Raw genomic sequence first — 21,837 nt, forward strand, 5'->3', positions numbered from 1 at the left:
GCTCATCGCCGCCGGGGCTTTGATCCCGAACGCCGGATGGGGCAACATGGGCGGCCCTCCGGCCACCGCAGCTTCCCCATGTCCGACGACAAGATCAGCGACGAGGATCGCGCCCTGTTCCGCCAGGCGGTGGCCGGCACCCGGCGCCTGGAGGCCGCGCCGCGGATCACGGCCCGCAAGCGCCGCCCACCGCCCCGCCCGCTGCAGCGCGAGCGGGACGAGGCGCAGGTGATCGACGATCTGCTCTCCGAACCGGTGGATCCGGCCGATCTCGAAACCGGCGAAGAACTGCTGTTCGCCCGCAGCGGCCTCCAGCACAAGCTCCTGCGGCGCCTGCGCCGCGGCGAACTGGCCATCGAGGCGGAGCTGGATCTGCACGGCCTCACCCGCCTCGAGGCCCGCCAGGCCCTGTCGGAATTCCTGCACGCCTGCCGCGCCCGGCGCTGCCGCTGCGTGCGCATCATCCACGGCAAGGGCCGCGGCTCCCACCAGAAAAGGCCCATTCTCAAACAGTACGTGGATCACTGGCTACGCCAGGTGGACGCGGTGCTGGCCTACTGCTCCGCCATTCCGGCGCATGGCGGGACGGGGGCGATCTACGTGTTGCTCAGGCGGGGATAGCCGAGGCCAATCAAGGGTGTATTTTCAGCGCAAAGGCGCAAAGACGCGGAGAACGCAAAGCGCTGTAGAGCGATGAGATGGTCTCCTCCCCCCCTTAAAAACGGCGTCACGATGCGCCAAGATGGAAGCACTTCACCATCCATCGAAGAAGGAGGAGGAGACCATGAGCAAGATTACGACGGTTGGACTGGATTTGGCAAAGCACGTGTTTCACGTGGTGTGCTGCGACGAGCGGGGCAAGGTGGTGCGCAAGCGGATGCTGAGGCGAGGGCAGGTGCTGGCGTATTTTGCGAACCTGGAGCCGGTCCTGGTGGGGATGGAAGCCTGCGCGAGCGCCCACTACTGGGCGCGGGAGCTGCAGGCACTGGGCCACGAGGTGAAGCTGATTCCGCCGCAGTACGTGAAGCCGTTTGTGCGGGGGAACAAGCACGATTACAACGACGCGCTGGCGATAGCCGAAGCGGTGGTGCGGCCGGAAATGCGGTTTGTGTCGGTGAAGACACCGGAGCAGCAGGACATCCAGGCGCTGCACCGTCTGCGCGAGCGCTGTCTTGCGGACCGCACGGCGCTGGTCAACCAGATACGGGGTCTGCTGGGGGAATACGGGATTGTTCTGCCCAAGGGGGTGAATACGCTGCGGCGTCGCCTGCCGGAGGTGCTGTCGGAGGCGGAGAATGGCCTGAGCGAGTGGTTTCGGCAGCTGTTGTGGGAGAGTTACCGGCGGTTTCAGGAGCTGGACGCGCACATTGCGTTTTACACCCGGGAACTGGAAGGCTACAGCCGCCGGAACGAGGCGGTGAAGCGGCTGCGGGCGATCCCGGGTTACGGGCCGGTGGTGGCGCCGGTTTTCTACAGCCAGATCGGCGACGGCCGGGCCTGGCGGCGGGGACGGGATGTGTCCGCATCCCTGGGTCTGGTGCCCCGCCAACACAGTAGCGGAGGGAAGGAACGGCTGCAGGGGATCAGCAAGCGGGGAGACGGCTATCTGCGCAGTCTGCTGGTGCATGGAGCGCGGTCGGTGGTGAAGGCGGCGGCGGGGAAGGATGACCGGCTCAGCCGCTGGATCAACCGGATCCGGGCGGAGCGCGGCTACAACAAGGCGGTGGTGGCGCTGGCCAACAAGATGGCCCGGATGGGGTGGGCGGTATTGAGGAACAAGACGGAATACCGGGCGGATTACCGCCCGGTCTGAAGGCGGGCAGGGCCCGCGAGGAACGATTTGGAGAGTTAGCCTGCCGACGATTGCGAAGACGCTGTGGCGAGCGATGACAAACAGGTCAGACCGGCGTATCGAAAACCTGCTTGAGCCGTAGGCTGGGACAAGCCGCTAGGGCGATTAGGACGATACGCGCAGATCTCATCGAGGCCAGAGGCGCAAAAAGCCTCACAAACAGGCCGGATATACGAGCGCAATCCTGTCCCTGTCGAAGTTTGGTACAACGTCTTGCAAAACGGGAGGAGACCATATACGGCTCAAGCGCAGCGGAGCCGCCATGGCGGGTTGACATCAACTTTTGCCGGCTCCGCTGCGCTTGAGCCGGCCTACCCCCTACCAAAGGTACGTACCCGGCACTTGCCGAGACAAAAACCTTTGCGCTCTTTGCGCCTTCGCGCCTTTGCGTTGGATCTTCCTCACCGAACCTCGATGATTTCACGCAGCACGGTGGTCGCATAGGCACCGGCGGGAAGGCCAAAGGTGAGGGTGAGCGTGCCGGCGTCGGGATCGTGAGACCATTGCAGATCGGGGACCGGCAGGCGCAGGGGGCGGCGTTCCTGCTCGAGGCCGGCCTGTTCGAGGCCGGTGCAGAAAATGGGATGGCGCTCCGGCAGGCCGGCCTCCAGGGCACGCGCCTCGCTGCGGGTGGGCAGTTCGCCGCGGCCCCACAGCGGGCCGCTGGTGTGGAGATCGAAGGCGGCGATGCGCCGGGCGATTTCCTCGTCGTCCGGGCTCTCGAGCAGGAAGTGGCTGCGGCTGCCTTCGAGCATCAGCACCTCACCGGCAAGCGGCCGGTTCCAGGTGCCGGCGGCCACCCGGCTGGCGAGGAGATGGTTGAACAGGAAGGCCCGGGCGGCGGACAGATACAGGCCACGCTGGTGCCGGTCGCGGACACGCCGACCGCGGAACATGGCCTCGGCGGCCGGCAGGTTGCCGCCGTCGCGGCCGAAGCGCTGTGCGCCGAAGTAGTTGGGCACGCCGCCGTGGCGCACCGCCTCCAGCCGGGCCCCCAGGATGTCGGGATCGGCCGCCACTTCCCGCACCACGATCCGGAACCGGTTGCCCGCCAGCGCGCCGCGGCGCAGCTTGCGCCGGTGGCGCTCGGCGCGCAGCACCGTCACGCCCTCAATCGCCAGCGCCGACCAGTCGGGCGCGTCGCGCCCGGCCAGATCCACGCTGAACCACTGGCGGGTGAGCGCCCGGCGGTCCTTGAGCCCCGCATAGCCCACGTCGCGGCGCTTCACGCCGGCAAAACGGGCCAGTTGCCCCGCCAGCCAGTCGGTATTAGCGTTGCACTTTTGTACCCACAGCAGCACGTGCTGGCCCTCGCCGTCGGGCGCGAAGCCGGCCACCTCCTCCACCTCGAAATCCTCCGGCGCGGCGCGCAGGAGGCCGGTGCCGGCGGGACCGCCGTGGGCATGCGGGAGGCTGTCGGAGCGGGCGATGTCGTCAGGCATCATCGAGCAGAACCACGGCCAGCACGGCGATCCCTTCCTTGCGGCCGGTGAAGCCCATGTGCTCGGTGGTGGTGGCCTTGAGGCCCACGCGGTCGGGCGTGGTTTCGAGATCCTCGGCGAGGATGACCTGCATCTGCGGCAGATGGGTGGCCAGCTTCGGGGCCTGGGCGATGATGGTGATGTCGGCGTTGACCAGGCGGAAGCCCCGCTCGCCCACCAGGGAAACCACGTGGCGCAGCAGGATGCGGCTGTCGATGCCGGCATACGCCTCGCTGCTGTCGGGAAAATGCTGGCCGATGTCACCCAGGGCCAGGGCGCCGAGCAGGGCGTCACACAGGGCGTGGATCACCACGTCGCCGTCCGAATGGGCCTCCAGGCCGTGGGTGTGGGGGATGGTGACGCCGCCGAGCACCAGCCGTCCGCCCTCGCGGAAGCGGTGCGCATCGAAGCCCTGGCCGATCCGGATCATGCGCCGGCCTGCCGCTGCAGGAAAAACTCGGCCAGGGCCAGATCCTCGGGCCGGGTGATCTTGATGTTGTCGCCGTGGCCCTCGACCAGGCGGGGCCGGTAGCCGGCCCGCTCCATGGCCGCCGACTCGTCGGTGACCAGTTCCTCGGCCTCGATGGCCTCCTCCAGGGCATGGCGCAACAGACCGAGGCGGAACATCTGCGGCGTGAGGGCATGCCACAGGCCTTCCCGTGGCTCGGTGGTCACCACCCGGCCGTCGGGCTCGGCGCGCTTCATGGTGTCGCGCACCGGCATGGCCAGCAGCCCGCCCACCTCGTCGGCCTCGAGGGTGGCGAGGAGCTTCTCCAGATCGTCATGGCGCACGCAGGGGCGCGCGGCGTCGTGCACCAGTACCCAGTCCTCGTCGGCCGCGTGCAGGCCCAGATCGGTCAGGGCGTTGAGCACCGAATGGCAGCGCTCGACACCACCGGCGCAGGTCCACAGGGGCACAGGCAGGGACAGGTCGAGCGCGGGCCAGTATTCGTCGGTCTCGGAAATGGCCACCATCACGCCCTGCACGCCCGGCAAGGCCGCCAGGCGTTCGATGGCATGCACGAGAATGGGCTTGCCCTGCAACGCCAGATACTGCTTGGGCACGTCGGCCCCCATGCGCCTGCCGACGCCAGCGGCGGGGATGACGATCCACAACGGGGTCATGGCTGCGAGTTCCGGACCAGGGGGTTTAACGCAAAGGCGCAAAGACGCAGAGAACGCAAAGGCTGGTTTTTTGTGGCGAAGACGCTATTCCGTAGCCCGGATGCAGGCCCGAAGGGCCGGAATCCGGGAAATACCGTTCGGTGTTCCCGGATTCCGGCCCTTCGCGCCATCCGGGCTACCTGGTCACCGTTCATCTCCTCGTCCCTCGTCACTCGGCTTTGGCATCCTGCGTCGCCCTACCTCCTGCCTCCCTGCAGTCGTCGTCCCTCGGTCCTCGATAACCTGGATGTAGGTCTCGCCCTCCTTCACCATGCCCAGTTCGCTGCGGGCGCGTTCCTCGATGGCTTCGGTGCCGGTCTTGAGATCCCGCACTTCGGCCTCGAGGGCGCGGTTGCGGGCCTCGAGGGTGGCGTTTTCCGCCTGCTGGGCCTCGATGGCCTTTTGCAGGCGCCATACGGTGGCCAGGCTGCCCTCCCCCACCCACAGATCGTACTGCAGGAGCACCAGCAGGATCAGCAGGGTGGCAACCAGCCAGCGCATCTCAGCCGCGCTGGCCGAAGGCGTCCCGGCCGGGATAGGCCGCCTTGTCGCCCAGCCGCTCGGCGATGCGCAGCAACTGGTTGTACTTGGCCACCCGATCGGAACGGGACATGGAGCCGGTCTTGATCTGGCCGGTGCAGGTGGCCACGGCCAGATCGGCGATGGTGGTGTCCTCGGTCTCGCCGGAGCGGTGGGAGATGACGGCGGTGTAACCGGCCTGCTTGGCCATCGCGATGGCGGCGAGGGTTTCGCTGAGGGTGCCGATCTGGTTGACCTTGATCAGAATCGAGTTGGCGATGCCCTTGTCGATGCCCTGCTGGAAGATTTCCGTGTTGGTGACGAACAGATCGTCGCCCACCAGTTGCACCTTGCCGCCCAGGCGCTGGGTGAGCAGGGCCCAGCCGTCCCAGTCGTTCTCGTCCATGCCGTCTTCGATGCTGATGATGGGATACTTGTCCACCCAGCCTTCGAGCAGATCGACGAACTCGGCGGCCGAGAGCGACTTGTTCTCGGAAGCCAGCACATAGCGGCCGTCCTGGTAGAACTCACTGCTGGCGGCGTCGATGCCGATGGCGATGTCCTCGCCCGCGGTATAGCCGGCCTTGTCGATGGCTTCGAGGATGATTTCGATGGCCTCCTCGTTGGAGGACAGATCCGGCGCGAAACCGCCCTCGTCGCCCACGGCGGTGTTCATGCCCCGGTCGTGCAGCACCTTCTTCAGGGTGTGGAACACCTCGGCGCCATAGCGGATGGCCTCGGCCATGCTCGGTGCGCCCACCGGGATGATCATGAACTCCTGCAGATCCACACTGTTATCGGCATGGGCGCCGCCGTTGATGATGTTCATCATGGGCACCGGCATGCGGAAATCCTCGCCGGTGTGCAGGTATTCGTAGAGGGCCTTGCCGTCGTCGGCGGCCGCGGCGCGGGCGCAGGCCATGGACACGGCGAGAATGGCATTGGCGCCGAGGCGCGCCTTGTTGGGCGTGCCGTCCAGATCGATCAGGGTCTGATCGAGGCCGGCCTGATCGGCGGCATCGCGGCCCAGCAGGGCTTCGCGGATCTCGCCGTTGACGTTGCCCACGGCCTTGAGCACCCCCTTGCCGCCATAGCGTTCCGGATCGCCGTCGCGCAGCTCGATGGCCTCCCGCTCGCCGGTGGAAGCCCCCGAGGGCACCGCCGCCCGGCCCATGACGCCCGACTCGAGGATCACGTCGGCCTCCACGGTGGGGTTGCCCCGGGAGTCGATGATCTCGCGGGCAATGATGTCTTTGATCATGCTGCTGGTGTTGGACATGAATGCTCCTGGTTCACAATCGAAGGTTTTGGGTTCTTGTTGAATCTTTCGGGCAGGAGCGGCGCGAGCCGCGACACGAAAAACGGCGTAGGTCGGGCTTTGGCCCGACTTGTCGGCCTGAAGGCCGACCTACCGTCGCGGCTCGCGCCGCTCCTGCAAACTGTTCCGGTTCGTTACAGCGTCTCCTCGATGAAGCCGCGGGCCTTGACCGTCTCGTCGATCACCTTGAGGGTCTCGAGCAGCTCGCGCAGGCGCGGCAGGGGCCAGGCGTTGGGACCGTCGGAGAGGGCCTGGTCGGGATCGGGGTGGGTCTCCATGAACACGCCGGCCACGCCGGCGGCGACGGCGGCGCGGGCCAGGACCGGGACGAACTCGCGCTGCCCGCCGGACGAGGTGCCCTGCCCGCCCGGCTGCTGGACCGAGTGGGTGGCGTCGAACACCACCGGGCAGTCGGTCTCGCGCATGATGGCCAGCCCGCGCATGTCGGAGATCAGGGTGTTGTAGCCGAAGGAGACGCCCCGCTCGCAGACCATGATCTGCTCGTTGCCCACCTCACGGGCCTTGGCCACCACGTTGGCCATGTCCCAGGGCGCCAGGAACTGGCCCTTCTTGATGTTCACGGGCTTGCCCTGGCGGCAGACGTTCTGGATGAAATTGGTCTGGCGCACCAGGAAGGCCGGGGTCTGCAGCACGTCCACCACGCTGGCCACTTCCTCGAGCGGCGTGTCTTCGTGCACGTCGGTGAGCACCGGCACGCCGATCTCGTCCTTCACCTTCTGCAGGATGCGCAGGCCTTCGGCCATGCCCGGGCCGCGGTAACTGCGGCTGGAGGTGCGGTTGGCCTTGTCGAAGGAGGACTTGTAGATGAACGGAATCCCCAGCGCATCCGTGATCGCCTTGAGTTCGCCGGCGGTATCCAGGGCGAGCTGTTCGCTTTCGATGACGCAGGGGCCGGCGATCAGGAACAGGGGCCGGTGTATGCCGACCTCGAAACCGCAGAGTTTCATTCGTTGGCCGCCTGCTGGACGTGCTGTTCGCCATGGGCCCGGGCCGCCTGCACGAAGCCGCTGAACAGGGGATGGCCGTCCCGTGGCGTGGAGGTGAATTCGGGATGGAACTGGCAGGCGATGAACCACGGGTGATCGTCCAGCTCGATCACCTCCACCAGGCTGTCGTCCAGCGAGGTGCCGACGATCTGCAGGCCGGCGCGCGCCAGCGGCTCGCGATAGTTGTTGTTGAACTCGTAGCGGTGGCGGTGGCGCTCCACGATCACGTCCTTGCCGTAGATGTCATGCACCTTCGAGCCCGGCTTGAGCTTGCAGGGCTGGCCACCCAGGCGCATGGTGCCGCCCAGGTCGGAGTTCTCGTCGCGCTGCTCCACCCGCCCGTCGTGGGTGATCCATTCGGTGATGAGCGCGATCACGGGGTGGCGGGTGTCCTTGTCGAATTCGCTGCTGTGGGCGTCTTCCAGCCCGGCCACATGGCGGGCGTATTCGATCACCGCCACCTGCATGCCCAGACAGATGCCTAGGTAGGGCACCTTGTGTTCGCGGGCGTACTGCGCCGCGGCGATCTTGCCTTCCACGCCCCGCTCGCCGAAGCCACCGGGCACCAGGATGGCATCCACCTTCTCGAGACAGCCGGTGCCTTCGCGCTCGATGTCTTCCGAATCCACGTAACGGATGTTGACCCGGGTGCGGGTGTGGATCCCGGCGTGGATCAGCGCCTCGGAGAGGGACTTGTAGGCCTCGGTGAGATCCATGTACTTGCCCACCATGGCGATGGTGGTCTCGCCGGTGGGATGCTCGAGCTTGTCGATCACCGCCTGCCACTCGGAGAGATCGGGCGGCGGGGCGCTCAGGCGCAACTTGTCCACGGCAATCTCGTCCAGCCCCTGCTCGGAGAGCAGCATGGGGATCTTGTAGATGCTGTCCACGTCCAGCGCGGCGATCACCGCCCGCTCCTCCACGTTGGTAAACAGGGCGATCTTGCGCTTCTCGTCCTCGGGAATGGGCCGGTCGGCCCGGCAGATCAGGATGTCGGGCTGGATGCCGATGGAGCGCAGCTCCTTCACCGAGTGCTGGGTGGGCTTGGTCTTGAGCTCGCCGGCGGTGGGAATGTAGGGCAGCAGGGTGAGATGGATGAACAGGGCATTGTCGCGCCCCTCCTCCACGCCCATCTGGCGGATGGCCTCGAGAAACGGCAGCGACTCGATGTCGCCCACCGTGCCGCCGATCTCCACCATGGCCACGTCGTGCCCTTCGGCCCCGGCCCGGATGCGGCGCTTGATCTCGTCGGTGATGTGGGGGATCACCTGCACGGTGGCGCCCAGGTAGTCGCCCCGGCGCTCCTTGCTGATCACGTGTGAATAGACCCGCCCGGTGGTGAAGTTGTTCTTCTGGGTCATGGTGGTGCGCACGAAGCGCTCGTAATGGCCCAGGTCGAGATCCGTCTCGGCGCCGTCCTCGGTCACGAACACCTCGCCATGCTGGAAGGGACTCATGGTGCCCGGATCCACGTTGATGTAGGGATCGAGCTTGAGCAGGGTGACCTTGAGCCCCCGGGCTTCGAGGATGGCAGCCAGCGAGGCGGAGGCGATGCCCTTGCCCAACGAGGAGACGACACCGCCGGTGATGAAGACGTATTTGGTCATGAAAGGCCCAGCCGGTTGCGGGAAAGAGGGACGCCGGGGGTGGTGCGGAACCGGCGCCGTCGCCGGGGGGATATTGTCGTCGTTTTCGGACAGGGTTTCAATCGCGTTCGCCGCTGCGCACCCTGATCACCAGCCCGGTTTCCCCCGCCCCGGCGGCGAAGGGCGCACAGACACAGTAACCGGGCACGGCGGCGATGGCCTCGCCCACGTAGAGCAGCGGCAGGCGCGCCCGCTCCCAGGGGGGCACACGCCATTCCTGAAGCAGTTTCTTCAGGGCATGATGGCGTTCTCCCCGCCCCGCCGGGCGCAGGCGCTCGCCGCCCCGGCGAAAATCAATGCGGATATCCTCCCGTCCGCGCAGATCGGCGCGCAGGCCCTCGCCCGTGATCTCGCGCACTTCCAGACAGCGGCCATCACCGAGCAGCAGGGGCTGGCGCAGGTCCCAGGGCTGCATGGGCGGCATGGCCGGCGGCGTCTCCGGCAACAGCCAGAGCCTGCCGTCATGGCGCCGGATCCGGGCGCCGCGCCAGCGCACCTCGGGCATGGCGTCAGGGGCGGCGGTCAGCACCTCGTCCAGGATCCGTTGCAGGTGCCGGACATCGGGCAGCGGCCGGGCGTTGATCCGGCCGATCCAGTAGCGCAGCAGACGCCGCTGCCGGACCGCCGGCAGGGCCCGGAGTGGGGCCACGGCGATCCGATCGGGCTGCGTTTCGGCCAGGCTTGCCCAGTCGGCCGCCGCCTGCCGGGCCAGGTCATCGGCGGCCTCCCGCTGCAGGCGGGCAGCCCGCACCAGCGTGGCATCGGCCGCCGGCCAGCGCGAACGCAGGCGCGGCAGAATCTCGTGGCGCAGGAAGTTGCGATCGGGATCGGTGCCGGCGTTGGCCGGATCCTCGATCCACTCGAGCCCTTCACGCCGAGCCCAGGCCTGCAGGTCGGCGCGGGTGAAGTCCAACAGGGGCCGGTACAGCTGGCCCGCCCCCAGCGGCCGGGTAACGGGCATGCCGGCCAGCCCCTCGGGACCGGCGCCGCGCAGCAGACGCAGCAGCACCGTTTCGGCCTGATCGTCGCGGTGATGGGCCAGCAGCAGATGGTCGCCCGCCGCCAGCACTTCGGCAAAGGCGGCGTAGCGCGCCTCGCGGGCGCGCGCTTCGGGACTCTCGCCCGGACCGGGCGCGGCATCCACTTCGATGAGCCGGAAGGGAATACCTCGCGCCGCGGCGAAGCGCCGACAATGCTCGGCCCAGGCCGAGGCATCGGGATGGAGGCGGTGATTGACGTGCAGGGCCCGCAGTTCGACCGTGGGGGGGCGCAGGCGGCTCAGGGCATGGAGGAGAACGGCGGAATCACAGCCGCCGCTGAAGCCGATCCACCAGCGCCCTTGCCGGGGCAGGGGTTCGAGGGCGGCCTCGAGGCGGCTCAGGCTGAAGCCCGGGCGCGGCATCCTACTCGTTGTAGTTGCCGTACTTCATCAGGCGCTCGTAACGCTGATCCAGCAGCTTGTCGATGGGAATGGTCTCGAGCCGCTCGAGCGACTCGAGGAGCGCCGTCTTCACCGCTGCGGCAGTGGCATCCGGATCGCGGTGGGCACCGCCGAGGGGTTCGTTGATGATGAAATCCACCAGCCCCAGCTCTTTCAGGCGCGGCGCCGTCAGGCCCATGGCCTCGGCGGCTTCGGGGGCCTTCTCGGCGCTCTTCCACAGTATCGAGGCGCAGCCCTCGGGCGAGATCACCGAATAGGTGGAATACTCGAGCATCATCAGCCGGTCGCAGACCCCGATGGCCAGGGCGCCGCCGGAGCCGCCCTCACCGATCACGGTGCTGACGATGGGTGTCTTGAGGGCCGCCATCACGTACAGGTTGCGGGCGATGGCCTCGCTCTGGCCCCGCTCCTCCGCGTCCACGCCGGGATAGGCACCGGGGGTATCGATGAAGGTGAGGATGGGCAGCTTGAACTTCTCGGCCATCTCCATCAGGCGCTTGGCCTTGCGGTAACCCTCGGGGCGGGGCATGCCGAAGTTGCGGCGCACCTTTTCCTTGGTGTCGCGGCCCTTCTGCTGGCCGATCAGCATCACCGGCCGGCCCTCCAGCCGGGCCATGCCGCCGACGATGGCCGCATCGTCGGCGAAGGCCCGGTCGCCGTGCAATTCCTCGAAGTCGGTGAAGATCCGCTCCACGTAGTCGAGGAAGTAGGGGCGCTGGGGATGGCGGGCGAGCTGGGCGATCTGGGCCGACTTGAGATTGGCGAAGATCGACTCGGTCAGTTCCCGGCTCTTGGCCTGCAGGCGCTGGATCTCCTCGCTGATGTTGATCTCGCTGTCGGAGCCCACGTAACGCAGCTCCTCGATCTTGGCTTCCAGCTCGGCGATGGGCTGTTCGAAATCCAGGAAGTTGAGATTCATGAAAAGGTTCCGGGTATGAATATCAATGGCTTACCGGATATTCCTCCGGCAATTTGTGAAAATATGGCGCATCCTGGGCAGATTCTATCACTTCCTGTCACGGAACACAGGCCGCGGTTCACGCGGGAAATCCCCGTCCGAATTGAGCTTGATCAAGGTTCCGGCCGGGTTTTTGCCTGACAGTTCTGCCATGAAGCCGGAGGGGGGCTCCGGCAGAGGCACCACCCGGGAGGATCGCATGAAAGAGAAGACTCGCCATTGGCTCGTACCCGCCCTGCTGCTGTTCTCGGCGGCAGTGTTGTTCCATGCCGGCCAGGCCCATGCCTGGACCAAGGAAATCGACAAGCTCAAGGACGTAAACATGATCTGCGAATGGAAACCCGAGTCCCAGTGCTCCTGGGCAGTGCGGATCGGCGCCAATCAGCCCGGCGTGGACATGCACGGCGCTTCCATGGCCTCCATGCGGCTCGACAAGGCCAACCTGCAGCGCGCCAATCTCGAGAAGGCCATCTTGCAACTGGCCAGCATGGAAGAGGCCAACCTGATGCTGGCCAACCTGCGCGGCGCCCATCTGCACGGGGTGAACTTCCGCCATGCCGATCTGCGTTTCGCCGATCTGCGCAACGCCAACCTGCTCGACGCCGATCTCTCCGGCGCCAACCTGCTCGGCGCCAACCTGCAGAACGCCATCCTCATCCAGGCCCGCTTCGACGGCGCCATCTGGACCGACGGGCGGCGCTGCGGGAAGGATTCGATCGGGGGATGCCGGTAAAGGGGCTTCGGCAAGCCGTCTGCAAATAACGCAGAGGGCGCAGAGACGCAGCCCGTAGGGCGGCTCAAGCGTAGCGGAGCCGCCATCTCGGGATGACACGATTTTTGCCGGCTCCGCTGCGCTTGAGCCGGCCTACACCCTACAGGTCGGCCTTCGGGCCGACAAACTGTTTGATTACGAGAGTAATGTCGGGCTGCAGACCGACCTACCTCAATGTCCTGATATTGGCGCACGTTTCGGCGATCCCAACAACACACTCTGCGTTCTCTGCGTCTCCGCGTCCTCTGCGTTTTCTTCCACCGATTCCATCGAAGCCGTGAATCAGTACTCCACCCGAACCCCCTCCTCGCCCACCATTTCGCGCAGGCGATTGAGGAGTTCGTCCGCCGGGCGCACGCGCCAGTCACGGCCAAGGACGATTTCGGCACGGGCGTCCGCAGCGCGGTAGTCGAGCACCACGGGGCAACCCCCTTCGCGGTAGGGGCCGAGGGCGGCCTGCAGGCCGGGCACGAAACCGTTGCCGGCGCGGCGCTCGTCCACCGCCACCACCAGCTTGCGGGCGAAGTGTTCGCGGGCCTGTTCCAGATCGAACAGGTTGCGGGCGCTCATCTTGTAGCCACCGCTGTATTCGTCCACGCTCACCTCGCCTTCCACCACGATCAGCTTGTCCTTGGCCAGCAGGTGACGGTGGCGCTGATAGGCCTCGGAGAACACCGCCAGTTCGATGCGGGCGCTGCGATCGTCGATGGTGATGAAGGCCATGCGATCGCCGCGGCGGGTGTTCATGGTGCGCATGGCGATGATGAGGCCGGCCACCACCACGGTCTGATCCCGGTCCGGCTTGAGATCGACGATGCGGCAGGTGGTGAACTTCGCCAGTTCATTCAGATGGCGATCGATGGGATGGCCGGTGAGGTACAGGCCCAGGGTCTGCTTTTCGCAGGCCAGGCGCTGATCCTCGTGCCAGTCGGGCTGGCGCAGGTACTGGCCCGATTCGGCATCCACCACCGGAGCGGCCATGCCGAACAGATCGTCGATGCCCGCCTCGCGGTTGCGGCTCTGCTGCTCGGCCAGCTTGAGGGCCGCCGGCAGGGAGGCCATGAGGGTGGCACGGTTCTCGCCGAACACGTCCAGCGCCCCGGCCATGATCAGGGCCTCGAGGGTGCGGCGGTTGACCTTCTTCAGCTCGATGCGCTGGCAGAAGTCGAACAGATCCCGGAACGGACCGCCCGACTCTCGTTCGTGGATGATGGCCTCGATGGCCGCCTCCCCCACACCCTTGATGGCGCCGAGGCCGTAGATGATGGTCTGGTCGCCGCGCACGGTGAAGCGGTGCTGGCACTGGTTGATGTTGGGCGGCTCCACCGTCAGCTGCATGTCGTGACACTCGTCGATGAGGGTCACCACCTTGTCGGTATTGTCCATGTCGGCCGAGAGTACCGCGGCCATGAAGGCGGCCGGGAAATGGGCCTTGAGCCAGGCGGTCTGGTAGGAGACCAGGGCGTAGGCGGCCGAGTGGGACTTGTTGAAGCCGTAGCCGGCGAACTTCTCCATCAGGTCGAAGATGTGGGTGGCCACCTTCTCGTCCACGCCCCGCTCCAGCGCGCCCTTGGTGAAGATTTCACGCTGCTTGGCCATCTCCTCCGGCTTCTTCTTGCCCATGGCGCGGCGCAGCAGATCGGCGCCGCCGAGGCTGTAGCCGGCCAGCACCTGGGCGATCTGCATCACCTGCTCCTGGTAGAGGATCACCCCGTAAGTGGGCTTGAGGATGGGCTCCAGATCCGGATGGGGATATTCGACCTTCTGCCGGCCGTGCTTGCGGTTGATGAAGTCGTCCACCATGCCCGACTGCAGCGGGCCGGGGCGGAACAGGGCCACCAGGGCCACGATGTCCTCGAAGTTGTCAGGCTGCAGGCGCTTGATGAGATCCTTCATGCCGCGGGATTCGAGCTGGAACACCGCGGTGGTCCGGGTCTCCTTGAGCAGGCGGAAGGCCGCTTCATCGTCCAGGGGAATGGCCGAGATGTCCACCGCCGGCTCGGAGCGGGCTTCGCGCTCGCGGTTGATGGTCTGCACCGCCCAGTCGATGATGGTCAGGGTGCGCAGGCCCAGGAAGTCGAACTTGACCAGGCCCACGGCCTCCACGTCGTCCTTGTCGAACTGGGTGACGACGCTGCTGGAGCCCTGTTCGCAGTACAGCGGGGTGAAATCGGTGAGCTTCGAGGGCGCGATGACCACGCCCCCGGCGTGCTTGCCCGCGTTGCGGGCCAGGCCTTCGAGGGACTTGGCCAGATCGATGAGGGCCCGCACCTCCTCGTCCTGCTCGTAGAGCTCGCGAAGCTGCTCCTCCTGGGCCAGGGCCTTGTCCAGGGTCATGCCGATCTCGAAGGGGATCAGCTTGGCGATACGATCCACGAAGCCGTAGGGGTGGCCCAGCACCCGGCCCACGTCGCGCACCACGGCCTTGGCGGCCATGGAGCCGTAGGTGATGATCTGGGAAACCTTCTCGCGGCCGTAGTGCTCGGCCACGTACTCGATCACCCGGTCGCGGCCCTCCATGCAGAAGTCCACGTCGAAGTCGGGCATGGAAACCCGCTCCGGGTTGAGGAAACGCTCGAACAGCAGATCGTAGGCGATGGGATCGAGATCGGTGATGGTCAGGGCGTAGGCCACCAGCGAGCCGGCCCCCGAGCCGCGCCCCGGCCCCACCGGAATGCCATGCTCCTTGGCCCAGCGGATGAAGTCGGCCACGATGAGGAAGTAGCCGGGGAAGCCCATGGAGTTGATGACTTCCAGCTCCGTCGCCAGCCGCTCTTCGTAGATCCGCCGGCGTGCCCCGGCGTCGGGCGCGGCCGGATCGAGGATCCGTTCCAGGCGCTTCTCCAGGCCGCGCCGGGCCTCCTGGGCCAGGAACTCGCCGGGCGTCAGCCCCTCGGGAATGGGGTAGTCGGGCAGGTAGTTCTTGCCCAGGGTCAGCTCGAGATTGCAGCGGCGGGCAATCTCGACCGTGTTCTCCAGCGCCTCGGGAATGTCGGCGAACAGCTCGGCCATCTCCTCGGGCGTGCGCAGATACTGCTGTTCGGAGAAACGCCGCGGCCGGCGGGGATCGTCCAGCACCCGCCCGTCGTGGATACAGACCCGCGCCTCGTGGGCCTCGAAGTCCTCCGGCCGAAGAAAATGCACATCGTTGGTGGCCACCACCGGCAGCCCCCGCTCGATGGCCAGATCCACCGCCGCGTGCAGGTGATCCTCGTCTCCGGGGCGGCCGGTGCGCTGCAATTCCAGATAATAATGGTCGGGAAAGTGGGTCTGCCAGAAATCGAGGCGCTCCCGGGCCAGATCCCCGTTGCCAGCCAGCAGCGCCTGCCCCACATCGCCCCCTTTCGCCCCGGAAAGCACGATCAGCCCCTCCCGGTGCTCGGCCAGCCACGCCTGGCGCAGGATGGGCATCCCCCGTTCCTGACCCTCGATGTAGCCGAGGGAGACCAGTTCGGTCAGGTTCCGGTAACCCACCAGATCCTTGCACAGCAGCACCAGCCGGAAGGGCTGCCCCCCCTCCTCCGGATTCTCCAGCCAGGCATCCACCCCCACGATGGGCTTGATCCCCGCCGCCTGCGCCGCCCGGTAGAACTTGACCATGGCGAACAGGTTCCCCTGATCGGTCACCGCCACCGCCGGCATCCCCGCCGCGGCCACGGCCTGCACCAGCGGCTTGACGCGGATCAGGCCGTCGACCAGAGAATACTCGGTATGCAGGTGGAGATGGATGAAGGAAGACGTCATGCGGTAGAGTTTCGGAGGAAAGGCCTTCTGAAGCAACAGCTCACGTCAAGACCGGCGAAATTTGCGGAAAATCTGACGCTGACCCACCCGGGATGAGCGCCACTCCAGGCCAATCATGTCGTCGTGGCGTCTGATGCTGCCGAATGGCCTATTTTACAACAGTCCGCAAATAGCTAGGATGCAATCGATTACAAGGGACAAACCACGGCCGGATGATCGTCAAAACCTCGGCTTGCCGGGTATCTGATTTCCGGTCTGCCTGCACGACTGTACGCCAACAAACCCATTGTCGTCGGCGCAGCGCGCTGAGAGTCTTCGTGTTCACGACATCGATGAGGCATTTCCGGCACACAGGCGTGACGACAAAGACAACGGACTCCGGATTTCGTCCCCACCCACAGCAGAAATATGGCAATCGCGGTTAGGACGACGGCCGGTTACGAGACGTTCCTGCGTCCCGGAAGCACGAAGGCAGGCTGATATTTGGAACTCGATTGAGTATCAAATGACATCACGTGTTGCACAACCCAATATGCATGACAGGCCAAACCCCTTTGTCGCGATAACAGATACATCCTTGCCGCAGTGCCCGGCACGGCCGACACTCGATTCTCAAGATGCGATATAAAATCGTTCAGACACAAAAGAAAAACGGCGTTTCAATTTCGATGGCGATTTTTCTGCCTCTGTAGCTCGACCGCATTCAACACAATAGCCACGACATCCAGACAACCCACAAGACTATTCGCCCCGCAGCATGACTACACCCCGAATACAGACGCCCGATACTCGGAATAATCTTTACCTGTTCGTCACGGTAACCTAGAAGATGTGCGGCCTTTTCGGATTTTACACCCCAAATGCGACATTCAATCTTGAGGCGATCACCCACAAAATGAGCGCCAGTCTGCATCACCGCGGCCCTGATGATGAAGGGATATTCATTTGCCGCAAAACCGGCGTGGTGCTTGGCCATAGACGACTGGCCATTCAGGATCTCAGTGGTTCCGGCCGCCAGCCAATGACTTCTGCCAGCGGCCGATACACCATTGTCTTTAATGGCGAGATATACAATTACTTGTCTCTCAGAAAAATCCTGACCAGGAAAGGCTACACCTTCTGCGGCCACTCCGACACGGAAGTTCTGCTGGCGTCACTCGAAGCATGGGGGATACCGGTTGCGTTACAAAAAAGTATTGGCATGTTTGCTGTTGCCATTTGGGACAACACAGAAAATGTTCTTCATCTAGCACGCGACCGAATTGGAGAAAAACCCCTGTATTACGGCTGGCAGGGAAAAAGTTTTCTGTTTTCATCCGAACTGAAACCCTTGACATTCCATCCCGACTGGATTGGCAGCATCAACCGAAACGCTCTCGAGCAATATCTTCTTCACAGCAATATCCCGGCCCCTCTCTCCATTTATCAGAACATCCATAAACTGCTACCAGGGTGCTTTCTGTCGATCCCGCTGTCTAGCCTGATCCAAAAATTGACCCCAAAACCACAAAAATACTGGAACCTCGAAGAAATTGCTGCCCATGCAAATATGCACCCCTATTCCGGGACAGAAGATCAGGCCATCGACGAACTGGACACCCGATTGCGCGACACCATCAGCAACATGATGATATCCGATGTTCCGCTGGGCGCATTCCTGTCCGGAGGGATTGACTCATCACTTGTCGTCGCCCTTATGCAACAGGAAAGCGCACAGCCAGTCAGGACGTTCACCATTGGGTTTCACGATAAAGATTTCAACGAGGCCATTTACGCGAAAAAAGTTGCACATCACCTGGGCACGGACCATACCGAACTTTACATTACCCCGGAAAACGCACTCCAGGTCATCCCCGATTTGCCCACAATCTACGATGAACCCTTTTCCGATCCTTCACAAATCCCGACTTTTCTGGTTTCCCGCCTGACTCGACAACACGTAACTGTTGCGCTTTCCGGTGACGGCGGAGATGAAATCTTTTGCGGATATCCAAGATATGCGTTTGCCAATTCTACGTGGAGGAACGCGCAGCGGATACCATCAGCACTTCGCAAGGGATTGGCTGCCTGCTTGAATATCGTCCCACAAAAACTTTGTCCCAAACCCGGAAAGATTGCAGATTTCTTGCGGCATGATAACGTATCGGACCTGTATCGCCATGTCGTCACGCATCACGCGTGGCCTCGCGGAACCGTTGTCTCACATGGCCCATGTTCCGGAGGAGGTATTCGGAATAGTACTCACAGAATGGATATCGTCAGCCAATTGCAGATTATTGATATCGAGAACTACCTTCAGAATGACATCTTGGTCAAAGTGGACCGGGCAGCAATGTCCAACAGCCTGGAAACGCGCGCTCCGCTGCTTGATCACAGAATCATTGAATTTGCGTTTCGCCTCCCCTTGTCAATGAAAATCCGCCATAACAAAGGTAAATGGATCCTGCGGAAACTTCTGGAACGGTATGTTCCAGACAGCTTGTTTGAACGTCCCAAAATGGGGTTTAGCGTTCCGATTGGTTCATGGCTGCGCGGTTCACTGCGCGAATGGGCGGAATCGCTTCTGGACGAAGACCGATTAAAGCAGGAAGGATATTTTTCTGCGCCGGTTATCAGACAAATCTGGAATGAGCATCTTGCCAATAAACAGAATTGGGAATATTATTTATGGGATGTTCTGATGTTTCAGGTCTGGCTCGAACGTTCGAAGAACCAAGGTCATTCGACATCCGCACCATGAGCGCTTTCATGGCCATTAGACAGCGCAGGCAGGAATCGTCATGAACATCATGGAAGTTATATTCACGTTTCAGATAGGCGGCTCGGAAAGATTGGCCGCCAATATCGCAAAAAAGCTTTCCCGGAGAGGATACCAGATTTCAGTTTGCGCGACACATTCGGGAAAGGGACCGATCAGCGACGATCTTGAAAACTCGGGGATTGAGTGCTTTGCCATTGATGCCGAAAAAAAGAACCGCATCAAACGGCGATACGATCTATTTAGAACATTCCGCGACAACAAGATCGACACTATCCACGTACATCATGTTGGCATATTTTCTCTGATCTATCTTCCTGCCAAACTGGCCGGCGTGAGGAAAATTGTTGTTACTGAACATAACGAGATCGACCTGCTGAACAATGCTCGATTGCGGCGATTTGCCAGACGTACCCTTAACCGCGTGGACTCCGTGACAGCAATACATAACAGGCTTGCTGATTATTTTCAGGACACTCTTGGCGTCGCCCCTGATCGGTTACATGTAATCTATAATGGAATTGACACCGAGCGGTTCCGGCCCGCCGAACCAGAACCCAGTCATCCCCGCGAGCCGGGATCATTCAAAGCCGTGTTTGTTGGCCGACTTCACCCCCATAAGAACCTTGACATGCTGATAGATGCCGTCTCTCGAATCAACAAGACTAGCAAAATATCTCTGAGACTTGACATCATCGGAACAGGCCCTCTAAAAAAGGCGTTATGCAATCAGGCACGGCAAGACGGCATCGAAGATTACGTCCGTTTTCTTGGAGAGCAGACAAACATACCGCAATTGCTGACATCGTATGACTTCCTGGTGATGAGCTCAATTACCGAAGGGGTGCCGCTTGTTATTCTTGAGGCCTTGAGTTCCGGACTCCCGTGCCTGGCAACCGATGTCGGAGGTATAACTGAAATTCTACCCGAAAACGTTGGAATCATCGTCCAGCCAGGAAACATGGAGGCACTCGTTGCCGGTATGCGGAAAATGATGAGCCCTGAGCGACTAGAAGATTTTCGGCGTCACGCACGAGAGCATGTCATCCAGAATTTCTCTGAAAAAAGGATGCTTGATGACTATATACGGATCCTGACATCGTGAATTGCAATATCGTTCGTGGGAAACACCGGAACACAAGTCGAAATCCTGAAACCTCACAGAACAGACTAATCGTCTCATCACTATGCCGATCGCAATTTTCCGATTGTCGCCTGCAAGCGCGGAACAAGCCGTGATGCTTTGCCTTTTCACGGCTCGCGACGGTCCTGCATGGAATTTTCGTCAAAACGATTTTGAGACATTTTGACATTCTCGTTCACCGAACGACTCCAGCATCAACAGCGTACATATCAATAGGCATTGATGATATCAAGACAGAGTTGCTTGTCTGCTGCGCCAACCTGGCTATCCGGAACCCCGCTGAGGTCAAGGGTATTCACATCAAAACCAAGCGCCTTGTACAGGCTGAGCGCAACCATAAGATTACCAAGCCCGGTATAGTGTCGTCCAATACTGTTATTTGAGTCGCCCCACACCGCCTGCTGTCCTGCAGTGAAACCGAGTTGGGCGCGCTTGCGCGCGACAAGCTCCTTGATATTACGATCCACCTCTGCCAGGTGAACGACAATACCTTCACTGGCAAGTTGCGCAATCTTCGTGCGCATTTCGATATTGTAGGTGGTCCAGTCTCTGCATGGCTCATTTTCCGCTTCAAAAGAATAGGCAGTTTCCGTAGAAATCACAGCGCCCGGAGTCGTCGCCGCAATATCTCGTACAAAATTTTCGAAAGCGGTGATGAATTTGGCAGGCGTGTCCTCATCGGAAAACTGGCATCCAGACTCCTGAAAATGCACCCAGCTTGCATTGCTCCGCGCTGTCGTCGTCCGATAACTTTGATAGGTTTGAGGAAGAGTTCTCCCGCCAACACCATCGATATAGGGAGAAACAGATTCCCCGTATGTAGCTAGCCAGATATTCCGAAATGCAATGGCATGCGAAATGGCGTCTGGCTCGTTGGCTCTGCCCGCAGTCTGGCTATCTCCGAAAAACATCCACGCACTGCCAAGTGAGAGATTACCGGTTAGTTGGATTGAATCGCTTCCCGCCGTGGAAATATTGCCTGCTGCATCCTTGACCCAGACATAAACTGTCTTCACCCCAAGCGTTTGCGACAGCGTGTAGCTAACCACAGTACTCAAGTTGCTGGTCGGATAAATAGTTGTCCAGGCCGCATCATTCAAGCCGGGAACGGAGGAATTTTCCGATATCAGGAAACCGACAACGCCATAGTCGTCAACCGCATTGAATGCGACGGACACAATATTCGTCGCCGTGGTTCCGACCCCGCCATTGATGGAAACACTGTTGACAAGAGGCGCCTGGGTATCCATAATTTGATAGGTTATCGTATCGGATACAGGCCCCGACATATTGCCATAGGCATCCCTCAGCCACATATAAATCGACCTGTCTCCTGAACCGGTTGCAGCAGAAAACTGAAACCGGTCCGTGAAAGAGAGTCGAGTTTGCGGCGCCACTGATACCCAGCGGGAATCAAGCAGAGAAGGATTGTTCGGTTCCTCCGAGAGCAAATAGGCTGTAACCCCAACGTCATCGACGCCTTCAACACGCACGTCTACAGTAGACGTAGTGGTGAGCGACGCCCCGCCATTGATCAGGATGTCCGTTGCACTGGGCGGACTCGCATCTTCCCGCAAGTAGGAAAATGAACGCGAAATTGCCGGATAGACATTATCGAACACATCGACCAGCCAGACATACACGGTCTTCGACACCGTAATCGCCGGCGACTCGTCACGCAACAGTATCCGGCTGCTTTCACTGACGGAACGAGCAGCATTTTGAAACGCAATCCAAGTGGCATCTCCATTCTGAAGTGCGACGTTGTCCTCCGATACATACATTCCCTTTATTGCATACGGAAACGTTCCGGCGAGCCTCAGCTCCGGATCGCGCATGCGCACCGGCTCATCCCCGCCATTGACGATCAGTTCAGCCACAAGGGACGACTCAGGGGCACCAAGGTCGTGCTCGATATCCTGGCACCCCACGAATGAAAAGACGATTAACTGTGAGAACAAAATCCATATTATGAATCGCATCATATTGTCTTGTGTTTCATGAATCGTCATGTTGATTCTCACGAATATGGC

General features: G+C 62.3%; 16 protein-coding genes. 5 read left to right on the top strand and 11 right to left on the bottom strand.

Features of this window, described 5'->3' with window-relative positions; all coding sequences use genetic code 11:
• Positions 1-78: 78 nt before the first annotated feature.
• Entirely contained in the window at positions 79-621 is a 543-nt protein-coding gene (locus ACZ5BH_RS13655; protein WP_464889814.1) for a Smr/MutS family protein, read from the top strand.
• Between the two features lie 163 nt (positions 622-784).
• Positions 785-1,813, top strand: a complete 1,029-nt coding sequence (locus ACZ5BH_RS13660; RefSeq protein ID WP_464891200.1) for an IS110 family RNA-guided transposase — start codon at positions 785-787, stop codon at positions 1,811-1,813.
• Between the two features lie 440 nt (positions 1,814-2,253).
• On the opposite strand, the gene truD is transcribed toward ACZ5BH_RS13660, so the two are convergent.
• From truD to ACZ5BH_RS13705, 9 genes are all read right to left on the bottom strand, one after another.
• Positions 2,254-3,297 (bottom strand): tRNA pseudouridine(13) synthase TruD, encoded by a 1,044-nt coding sequence (gene truD / locus ACZ5BH_RS13665; RefSeq protein WP_464889815.1) that lies wholly within the window; start codon positions 3,295-3,297, stop codon positions 2,254-2,256.
• The gene (gene ispF / locus ACZ5BH_RS13670) at positions 3,287-3,763 is read right to left on the bottom strand and encodes a 2-C-methyl-D-erythritol 2,4-cyclodiphosphate synthase (RefSeq protein WP_464889816.1); all 477 of its coding nucleotides are present in this window, start codon (positions 3,761-3,763) and stop codon (positions 3,287-3,289) included. The genes truD and ispF overlap by 11 nt, the downstream gene beginning before the upstream one ends.
• Positions 3,760-4,458: a 2-C-methyl-D-erythritol 4-phosphate cytidylyltransferase gene (ispD, locus tag ACZ5BH_RS13675; RefSeq protein ID WP_464889817.1), complete on the bottom strand. Its 699-nt coding sequence runs from the start codon at positions 4,456-4,458 to the stop codon at positions 3,760-3,762. Before ispD ends, ispF begins: the two co-directional genes overlap by 4 nt.
• Positions 4,459-4,641: 183 nt before the next feature.
• The gene (gene ftsB, locus ACZ5BH_RS13680) at positions 4,642-4,998 is read right to left on the bottom strand and encodes a cell division protein FtsB (protein WP_464889818.1); all 357 of its coding nucleotides are present in this window, start codon (positions 4,996-4,998) and stop codon (positions 4,642-4,644) included.
• A gap of 1 nt (position 4,999) precedes the next feature.
• A complete protein-coding gene (gene eno / locus ACZ5BH_RS13685) occupies positions 5,000-6,295 on the bottom strand; it encodes a phosphopyruvate hydratase (protein WP_464889819.1) in 1,296 nt (431 codons plus the stop codon).
• A gap of 173 nt (positions 6,296-6,468) precedes the next feature.
• The gene (kdsA, locus tag ACZ5BH_RS13690; RefSeq protein ID WP_464889820.1) at positions 6,469-7,302 is read right to left on the bottom strand and encodes a 3-deoxy-8-phosphooctulonate synthase; all 834 of its coding nucleotides are present in this window, start codon (positions 7,300-7,302) and stop codon (positions 6,469-6,471) included.
• The gene (locus ACZ5BH_RS13695; protein WP_464889821.1) at positions 7,299-8,948 is read right to left on the bottom strand and encodes a CTP synthase; all 1,650 of its coding nucleotides are present in this window, start codon (positions 8,946-8,948) and stop codon (positions 7,299-7,301) included. The genes kdsA and ACZ5BH_RS13695 overlap by 4 nt, the downstream gene beginning before the upstream one ends.
• A gap of 97 nt (positions 8,949-9,045) precedes the next feature.
• On the bottom strand, positions 9,046-10,389 hold the full coding sequence (gene tilS, locus ACZ5BH_RS13700) for a tRNA lysidine(34) synthetase TilS (RefSeq protein WP_464889822.1): 1,344 nt from the start codon (positions 10,387-10,389) through the stop codon (positions 9,046-9,048).
• Between the two features lies 1 nt (position 10,390).
• The gene (locus ACZ5BH_RS13705) at positions 10,391-11,347 is read right to left on the bottom strand and encodes an acetyl-CoA carboxylase carboxyltransferase subunit alpha (RefSeq protein ID WP_464889823.1); all 957 of its coding nucleotides are present in this window, start codon (positions 11,345-11,347) and stop codon (positions 10,391-10,393) included.
• A 238-nt stretch (positions 11,348-11,585) separates the two neighbouring features.
• Here ACZ5BH_RS13705 and ACZ5BH_RS13710 point away from each other — a divergent pair, with 238 nt between their 5' ends.
• Positions 11,586-12,119 carry a pentapeptide repeat-containing protein gene (locus ACZ5BH_RS13710; protein WP_464889824.1) on the top strand — a complete coding sequence of 178 codons (534 nt, stop codon included), beginning with the start codon at positions 11,586-11,588 and terminating at the stop codon, positions 12,117-12,119.
• Between the two features lie 321 nt (positions 12,120-12,440).
• On the opposite strand, the gene dnaE is transcribed toward ACZ5BH_RS13710, so the two are convergent.
• Positions 12,441-15,902 carry a DNA polymerase III subunit alpha gene (gene dnaE, locus ACZ5BH_RS13715; RefSeq protein WP_464889825.1) on the bottom strand — a complete coding sequence of 1,154 codons (3,462 nt, stop codon included), beginning with the start codon at positions 15,900-15,902 and terminating at the stop codon, positions 12,441-12,443.
• Positions 15,903-16,731: 829 nt separating this feature from the next.
• Between dnaE and asnB the strand changes: the two genes are divergently transcribed.
• Together asnB and ACZ5BH_RS13725 are read left to right on the top strand one after the other, a co-directional pair.
• Complete coding sequence (gene asnB, locus ACZ5BH_RS13720; protein WP_464889826.1) at positions 16,732-18,642, top strand: asparagine synthase (glutamine-hydrolyzing); 1,911 nt, start codon at positions 16,732-16,734, stop codon at positions 18,640-18,642.
• A gap of 40 nt (positions 18,643-18,682) precedes the next feature.
• Positions 18,683-19,765, top strand: coding sequence for a glycosyltransferase (locus ACZ5BH_RS13725; protein ID WP_464889827.1), 1,083 nt, complete (start codon positions 18,683-18,685; stop codon positions 19,763-19,765).
• Positions 19,766-20,013: 248 nt separating this feature from the next.
• Here ACZ5BH_RS13725 and ACZ5BH_RS13730 read toward each other — a convergent pair whose 3' ends face one another.
• Entirely contained in the window at positions 20,014-21,816 is a 1,803-nt protein-coding gene (locus tag ACZ5BH_RS13730) for an SGNH/GDSL hydrolase family protein (protein WP_464889828.1), read from the bottom strand.
• Positions 21,817-21,837: the final 21 nt, after the last annotated feature.

The sequence above is a fragment of the Thioprofundum lithotrophicum genome, assembly GCF_055387065.1.

Bases quoted from the DNA above. Each gene is read 5' to 3' on its own strand.
- truD (WP_464889815.1), bottom strand. From the start codon at position 3,297: ATGATGCCTGACGACATCGCCCGCTCCGACAGCCTCCCGCATGCCCAC.
- ispF (WP_464889816.1), bottom strand. From the start codon at position 3,763: ATGATCCGGATCGGCCAGGGCTTCGATGCGCACCGCTTCCGCGAGGGC.
- ACZ5BH_RS13655 (WP_464889814.1), top strand. From the start codon at position 79: ATGTCCGACGACAAGATCAGCGACGAGGATCGCGCCCTGTTCCGCCAG.
- ACZ5BH_RS13725 (WP_464889827.1), top strand. From the start codon at position 18,683: ATGAACATCATGGAAGTTATATTCACGTTTCAGATAGGCGGCTCGGAA.
- ACZ5BH_RS13695 (WP_464889821.1), bottom strand. From the start codon at position 8,948: ATGACCAAATACGTCTTCATCACCGGCGGTGTCGTCTCCTCGTTGGGC.
- ACZ5BH_RS13710 (WP_464889824.1), top strand. From the start codon at position 11,586: ATGAAAGAGAAGACTCGCCATTGGCTCGTACCCGCCCTGCTGCTGTTC.
- asnB (WP_464889826.1), top strand. From the start codon at position 16,732: ATGTGCGGCCTTTTCGGATTTTACACCCCAAATGCGACATTCAATCTT.
- kdsA (WP_464889820.1), bottom strand. From the start codon at position 7,302: ATGAAACTCTGCGGTTTCGAGGTCGGCATACACCGGCCCCTGTTCCTG.
- ACZ5BH_RS13730 (WP_464889828.1), bottom strand. From the start codon at position 21,816: ATGACGATTCATGAAACACAAGACAATATGATGCGATTCATAATATGG.
- ACZ5BH_RS13705 (WP_464889823.1), bottom strand. From the start codon at position 11,347: ATGAATCTCAACTTCCTGGATTTCGAACAGCCCATCGCCGAGCTGGAA.
- ftsB (WP_464889818.1), bottom strand. From the start codon at position 4,998: ATGCGCTGGCTGGTTGCCACCCTGCTGATCCTGCTGGTGCTCCTGCAG.
- eno (WP_464889819.1), bottom strand. From the start codon at position 6,295: ATGTCCAACACCAGCAGCATGATCAAAGACATCATTGCCCGCGAGATC.
- tilS (WP_464889822.1), bottom strand. From the start codon at position 10,389: ATGCCGCGCCCGGGCTTCAGCCTGAGCCGCCTCGAGGCCGCCCTCGAA.
- dnaE (WP_464889825.1), bottom strand. From the start codon at position 15,902: ATGACGTCTTCCTTCATCCATCTCCACCTGCATACCGAGTATTCTCTG.
- ACZ5BH_RS13660 (WP_464891200.1), top strand. From the start codon at position 785: ATGAGCAAGATTACGACGGTTGGACTGGATTTGGCAAAGCACGTGTTT.
- ispD (WP_464889817.1), bottom strand. From the start codon at position 4,458: ATGACCCCGTTGTGGATCGTCATCCCCGCCGCTGGCGTCGGCAGGCGC.